Origin of the sequence: Corallococcus sp. AB049A (assembly GCF_003668885.1) — a bacterium.
Taxonomy (GTDB): domain Bacteria; phylum Myxococcota; class Myxococcia; order Myxococcales; family Myxococcaceae; genus Corallococcus; species Corallococcus interemptor.
On record NZ_RAWL01000546.1, the window covers coordinates 1 to 4839 of the forward strand.

Here is a 4839-nt window from a genome sequence, read left to right on the forward strand (position 1 = left end):
CCCGCCCTCGGCCGCCTCCAGGAGCGCGGCTTCATCCAGGGGCCACGCCCGGCGCGCATCCAGCACGCTCCACTCCGGCTCGGACCGGGCGGCCTCCAGCGCGGACAGGCCCAGGGGCCCCAGCGTCACCAGCGTCAGCCGAGCGCCGGGAACGCGCTTCAGCCAGCGAGCGCCCGGAACAGGGGACGTGTCTTGCGTCGCGAGCGCGGGCGTCCCTGGCGGCTCACGCGAAGGTGCGGGCTTCGGAAGACCGCTCGGCCCGACGCTCGCGGCTGGCGACGACCTGAGCACCTCGGGCTCCGCGTGCTCCAGCTCCGGGGGGAGGTCCGGCAGCGTGCCTCGCGGGAAGCGCAGCACGGACGGGCCTTCTGCCTGGAGCGCGGTGGCGAGCATGGGCGCCAGGTCGTCCCCCACCATCGGGGCCCACTGCGTGAGGCCCGGCAGCGGCCGGAGGAAGGACACGTCGTAGGCGCCCTGGTGCGTGGCGCCGTCCGCGCCCACCAGCCCCGCCCGGTCCACCGCGAAGACGACGTGCAGTCCGGGCAGGCACACGTCGTGGACGATCTGGTCGTACGCGCGCTGGAGGAAGGTGGAGTAGATGACGCACACGGGCTTCGCGCCCGCCGCGGCCAGCCCCGCGCAGAACGTCACCGCGTGCTGCTCCGCGATGCCCACGTCATGCACGCGGTCCGGGAAGCGCGCCTTCAAGCCCGTGAGCGCGCTGCCCTCCAGCATCGCGGGCGTCACGGCCACCACGCGCGGATCGCGCTCCAGCGCGTCGCCCAGCACCTGAGCGAAGGCCTCGCTGTACGTGGGCCGCCCGCCGCGCGAGCGCACCAGCTTGCCGTCGCGCCACTCGTAGGGCCCCATCGCGTGGCCGCGCGTCTGCTCGTCGGCCTCCGCGGGCGGAAAGCCGCGCCCCTTCTTCGTCAGCGCGTGCACCACCACCGGACGCGATGACGCCTTCGCCTCGCGCAGCGCCCTCGTGAGCGCGCCCAGGTCGTGCCCGTCCACCGGGCCCAGGTAGGTGAAGCCCAGCGATTCGAAGAAGGCACGGGCGCTGCGCGTACGCAGCAGCGCGGGGATGGCGCCCACGTTCGCGCTGATGGACATCTGGTTGTCGTTGAGCACCACCACGAGCGGCAGCGGGCTGCCCCCCGCGTTGTTGAGGCCCTCGAAGCTCAGGCCTCCGGTGAGCGAGCCGTCGCCCACGACGGCCACCACGTGCCCCGAGTGTCCCAGCTGCCTGCGGCCCGACAGCAGGCCCAGCGCCGCGGAGATGGCCGTGCACGCATGCCCCGCCGCCAGTGCGTCGTGAGGGCTTTCGCGCGGATCCAGGAACGGCGCGATGCCGTCCGCCTGCCGCAGCGTGTGCATCCGGTCCCGCCGGCCGGTGAGCAGCTTGTGCGCGTACGCCTGGTGGCCCACGTCGAAGAGCAGCGCGTCCTGCGGCGTGTGGAAGACGCGGTGCAGGGCGACAATCAGCTCCACCGCCCCCAGCGACGCGCCCAGGTGCCCGCCCACGCGGCCGCACGTGGTGATGATGGCCTCGCGCAGCGCCTCGCACAGGCCGGGCAGCGCGTCCTCGGGGAGCGCGCGGACGTCCGAGGGAGACGCCACGCCAGACAGCACGTCCGCCATCAGGACTTCCGCTCCACCGAGTAGCGCGCCAGCGCCGCCAGCGGACCGTCCGCGCCCTCCAGCGGGCGCACCGCCGCCTCCGCCCGGGCCACCAGCTCCCCGGCCATGCGGCGCGACTCCTCCAGCCCCACCACCGCCGGGAAGGTGTAGCGCCCGGCCTCCGCGTCCGCGCCCACCGGCTTGCCCATGGCCTCCGCGCTGGAGGTCACGTCCAGCACGTCGTCGGCGATCTGGAAGGCCAGGCCCACCGCCTCGCCGTACGTCACCGCGCTCGCGAGCGCCGCCGCGTCGCCTCCGGCCGCCAGCACGCCCATCCGGCACGCGGCCAGGATGAGCGCGCCCGTCTTCAGCCGGTGCAGCCGCAAGAGGTAGTCCAGCGTCGCGGGCCGGTCCTCCGCGATGTCCAGCACCTGCCCGCCCACCATCCCGGACGACCCGGCCGCGCGCGCCAGCTCCGCGCACAACAGGCCGCGCACCGGCTCCGGCCCGGAGGCCAGCACGTTGAAGGCCTCCGTGAGCAGCCCGTCCCCGGCCAGGAGCGCCGTGGGCTCGCCGTAGACCTTGTGGTTCGTGGGGACGCCCCGGCGCAGGTCGTCGTTGTCCAGGGCGGGCAGGTCGTCATGCACCAGCGAATACGTGTGCACGTACTCCAGCGCGCACGCCGCATCCAGGACGACGGCGCTGTCGGTGCTGGCCTTCGCCACCGCGTCCGCGAAGGCCAGGCACAGCACCGGACGCAGCCGCTTGCCCCCCGCGAGCAGCGAGTAGCGCATGGACTCCGCCAGCCGGGGCGGCGTGCCCGCGGGGCCCAGGCGCTCCGCGCGTTCGAGCAGGAGGGCCTCCACCCGCGCCTGGTGCGTGCGCATGAACGGTTCCAGGTTGAAAGCGGCCATCTGCGTCAGGGCTCCTTCGCCACGTCGGCGGGGATGAGTTGGCGGATGCGCTTCACGAGCGCGTCCAGCTCCAGCGGCTTCACGAAGTAGTCGGCCGCGCCGACCTCCATGCCGCGCCGCTTGTCCTCCGGGTCCCCTCGCCCGCTGATGAAGATGATGGGGATGTCCCGGAACTGCTTGTTCTGCTTCACGGCCTGGCACAGCTCGAAGCCGTTGATCCAGGACATGTTCACGTCCAGGAGGATGGCGTGCGGCCGGTGCAGCTCCAGCGACGCGACGAGCCGCAGGCCATTGGCGGCGGACATGACCTCGAACCCCTCGGCCCCCAGGGCCTCGGCGAGCAGCTCACGCGTGTCGCGGTCGTCATCGACAATCGTAATCTTCGGCTTCGACATGCCCGGCCTCCGCCCTTCCCCTGATGATGCCTAGAACGGGACATCATCCTCCGGCGGCGGACGCGCCTGCGCGGCCGTCCGGGGGGCTGCCTGGGGAGCGGGCCGGGCCGCCACCGCCAGGGGCGCCACGACGTCCTGGCCGTCCTCGTCCACCAACAGCTGCTCGATGCGCTGCTCGGCCTCCGTGAGCAGCTTCTCGCCCCGGCGGACGAGGCGGATGCCGTCCTCGAACGCCTTGAGGGACTCTTCCAACGACAGGTCGCCGCTTTCCAGCCGCGCCACTGTCTCTTCCAGGCGCGACACCACGTCCCCGTACTGCTCCGGGGCGGGCTCCACCTTGGGGTTCTTGTCCGACTTCGCCACGGCCATCCACCTCCCCGAGCGGGGCGCGGAATGTAGAGGGTGGCCCGCTAGCAGTCCACCGGGCCTTTCAGGCTGGTAACGGTCGCTTCGATTTCTTCACACCCACCCAGGGTTTTCGCCCCGTGGGCCGCCAGCTTGATGCCCAGCACGTCCCCCACCGCCACGTCCGCCATGGAGCGCACCACCACGCCGTCCCGCTGGCGGAACGTCACCGCGTAGCCGCGCGACATCACCTTCAGGGGGCTCAGGGCGTCCAGCCGGCCTCCCAACCGCCCGAAGTGCGTCTGCGCGGACGCCAGCATGCCCCGCTGCAGCTCCAGGAGCCGCGCCCGGGCCTGGGCCACCTTCGCCCGCTCGGCGGCCACCCGCGCCGTGGGGGATTGCCGCTCCAGCCCCAGGCGCGCGTCCGCCAGCGCGCCCCGCCGCCGGGACACGCCCGCGCGCGCGGCCTCCGACAGGCGCATGGCCAGCTTCAACAGGTGCGCCCGCTGCTCCGACAGCCGCGTCTGGGGCCGCGCCCGCTGCAGCCGTTCTTGGAGCGCGCGCAGCCGCTCCCGGTGCTCGCGCGTGCGGGGGCGCAGCACGCGCATCATCGCCTCCACCTGTTCGGACAGGTGCAGGCGCTGGTGGTTCACCTCGCGGCGCGGGTCCGGCAGGCGCGCGCGCAGCTGGCCCTGGCGCTCGCGCAGCTCCAGCACCCGGCGCTCCATGGCCCGGCGCAGCCGGCCGGACTGCGTGGCCAGCGTCAGCTCCAGGTCCGCCAGCACCGGCGCCAGCCGCTCCGCCGCCGCGCTGGGCGTGGGCGCGCGCAGGTCCGCGACGAAGTCGGAGATGGTGAAGTCAATCTCGTGGCCAATCGCGGACACCACCGGCACCGGCGAGGCGAAGATGGCGCGCGCCACCCGCTCCTCGTTGAACGTCCAGAGGTCCTCCACGGAGCCTCCGCCGCGCGTCACCACGATGACGTCCACGTCCGTGCGGCCCAGCCGCTCGATGGCCCGCGCCACGTCCTCCGCGGAGCCCTCGCCCTGCACGCGCGCGTCCGCCAGCAGCACGCCCAGCCGGGGGTTGCGCGAGTGCAGCACGCGCAGGAAGTCCTGGAGCGCCGCGCCGGTGCGGCTGGTCACGACGCCGATGCGCCGGGGCAGGAACGGCACGGGCCGGGGCGCCCGGATGCGCCGGTCGCCAATGAGCCCCTCCGCCGCCAGGCGCTGCTTGAGCTGCTCGAACGCGAGCGCCAGCGCGCCCTCGCCCACCGGCTCCAGCCGGGACACGATGAGGCTGTAGCGGCCCTGCGGCTCGTACAGGTCCACGCTGCCTTCGGCCAGGACCTCCATGCCGTCGCGCAGCGCGAAGCGGATGCGGCTGGCCATGGACGCCCACACCTTCGCGTCGATGGAGGCGTCCGAGTCCTTGAGCGTGAAGTACCAGTGGCCGCGCGCGTTGGCGCCCCGGAAGCTGGACACCTCGCCGCGCACCAGCACGCGCGGGAAGCGCGACTCCACCGTCTGTTTTATCTGCCGGGTCAGCTCGCCCACCGACAGCAC

4 protein-coding genes and 2 pseudogenes are annotated in these 4839 nt (G+C 73.7%); all 6 read right to left on the reverse strand.

The window, feature by feature from the left end; translation table 11 throughout:
- Positions 1-186: pseudogene (locus D7X55_RS47635) on the reverse strand (1-deoxy-D-xylulose-5-phosphate synthase); the annotation flags it as partial.
- 111 nt (positions 187-297) lie between these two features.
- Positions 298-1641 (reverse strand): annotated as a pseudogene (locus D7X55_RS35710) (1-deoxy-D-xylulose-5-phosphate synthase); the annotation flags it as partial.
- Positions 1641-2534, reverse strand: a complete 894-nt coding sequence (locus tag D7X55_RS35715; protein WP_121725380.1) for a polyprenyl synthetase family protein — start codon at positions 2532-2534, stop codon at positions 1641-1643. The pseudogene D7X55_RS35710 and the gene D7X55_RS35715, both read right to left, overlap by 1 nt.
- 5 nt (positions 2535-2539) lie before the next feature.
- Positions 2540-2929, reverse strand: a complete 390-nt coding sequence (locus D7X55_RS35720) for a PleD family two-component system response regulator (RefSeq protein ID WP_120528860.1) — start codon at positions 2927-2929, stop codon at positions 2540-2542.
- Positions 2930-2959: 30 nt separating this feature from the next.
- Positions 2960-3298, reverse strand: coding sequence for an exodeoxyribonuclease VII small subunit (gene xseB / locus D7X55_RS35725; RefSeq protein WP_120546690.1), 339 nt, complete (start codon positions 3296-3298; stop codon positions 2960-2962).
- Positions 3299-3339: 41 nt separating this feature from the next.
- The coding region (xseA, locus tag D7X55_RS35730; protein WP_121725381.1) for an exodeoxyribonuclease VII large subunit at positions 3340-4839 on the reverse strand (1500 nt) is incomplete at its 5' end.

Bases quoted from the DNA above. Each gene is read 5' to 3' on its own strand.
- D7X55_RS35720 (WP_120528860.1), bottom strand. From the start codon at position 2,929: ATGTCGAAGCCGAAGATTACGATTGTCGATGACGACCGCGACACGCGT.
- xseB (WP_120546690.1), bottom strand. From the start codon at position 3,298: ATGGCCGTGGCGAAGTCGGACAAGAACCCCAAGGTGGAGCCCGCCCCG.
- D7X55_RS35715 (WP_121725380.1), bottom strand. From the start codon at position 2,534: ATGGCCGCTTTCAACCTGGAACCGTTCATGCGCACGCACCAGGCGCGG.